The sequence below is a fragment of the Duganella sp. SG902 genome (genome assembly GCF_013376005.1).
Lineage (GTDB): Bacteria > Pseudomonadota > Gammaproteobacteria > Burkholderiales > Burkholderiaceae_D > Rugamonas.
This window is the reverse complement of sequence record NZ_JABMJK010000042.1, coordinates 1-1333: the sequence shown is the minus strand read 5'-3', so window position 1 is coordinate 1333 and position 1333 is coordinate 1. Positions and strand designations below refer to the sequence as shown.

At 55.4% G+C, this 1333-nt stretch carries 1 protein-coding gene; it reads left to right on the top strand.

Going from position 1 to position 1333, the window contains the following annotated elements; translation table 11 throughout:
* Positions 1 to 52: 52 nt before the first annotated feature.
* Positions 53 to 1284 (top strand): IS3 family transposase gene (locus FHW83_RS30375; protein ID WP_373997291.1). Its coding sequence is split into 2 segments (ribosomal slippage): positions 53 to 412 and positions 415 to 1284, totalling 1230 coding nucleotides; the frame shifts between segments, so codons are not numbered across the junction.
* Positions 1285 to 1333 lie beyond the last annotated feature (49 nt).

The following is a 1333-nucleotide window of genomic DNA, read 5'->3' as shown; positions in this document are numbered from 1 at the left end:
TGACCCGTCCTGGTTTAAGTTGTCATTTCCCGCCTTTTCTTAGGAGAGCGAGATGGGAACTGGACGAAAGCGGACTCAGAGCGACTACACCCTGGCTTTTAAGCAAGGGGTAGTCGATGCCGTGGAAAAAGGCGAAATGACATACAAGCAGGCGCAGCGCATGTATGGCATCCAAGGCCGATCGACGGTGCTAGTATGGCTACGTAAGCTTGGCCGGCAGGATTGGAGTACGCTGGCAATGGCTTTGGCACGTCATCAACCAGCCGAGATCGGCGCTACGCCTATGACTCCGGAACAGCGAATCAAACAACTTGAGGCGGAACTGGCGCGGGCCAAGGACGAGTCGCTGGTCTACAAAACTATGTTGGACGTGTTGGCCAAAGAGCATGGGGTGGGCATCGTAAAAAAGCCTTTGCCCGAACAACGCAAATCCTCAAAGAAAAACAGGGCCTAAGCCTGGGCCGGATATGCGCGTTGTTCGGGATTAGTCGCCAAAGCTACTACAAGCGCCTACATGCTGAAATCGGGCGGGCAAGCAAGGCGGCCGTGGTGGCGGAAATGGTACGTGATGTACGACGTTTGCAACCTCGGGTAGGCGGGCGCAAGCTGCACCTCATGCTGAAGGAGCAGTTCGTCACCGCCGGCGTGAAGTTAGGCCGAGATGGCTTGTTTGACACGCTGCGGCGCACCCGGCTACTCGTGCCGAGGCGGCGTAGCTATACCAAGACGACCGACTCCAAGCATCATCTACACAAGCACCCCAATCTGATCAAGGGAGCTCCCGCTCCGACCTGTGCCGAGCAGCTCTGGGTGGCCGATATCACCTACATTGATACAACCACAGCCACCGGCTACCTCAGCCTGGTCACGGATGCATATTCGCGCAAGATTGTTGGCTATCACTTGCATCCCAGCCTGCATACCGATGGGGTGGCGGCGGCCCTGCTGAACGCCCTTCGGTGTCGCAAAAGCCACTGCCGTCTTATCCATCACTCTGACCGGGGCATTCAATACTGCGCCACAGCCTACCAGCAAATACACCAACGTTATGGCATCGTATGCTCAATGACCGATGGATATGACTGCTACCAAAATGCCTTGGCCGAGCGGGTCAATGGAATACTCAAGACCGAGTTCCTTGTCAGCAAACCGGCGAACCTGGAGCAGGCAGAGGTCATGATTCGCCAAGCAATCGCAATCTACAATACCAAGCGGCTACATGCCGCTCTACAATACAAAACGCCCGATGCAGTTCATCGGGCGTCTTTGCTGGAGCTTAATTAACGGGTAACGAAAAAGGCGGTTACCCGTCAACTTATTCCAGGACTAGTCA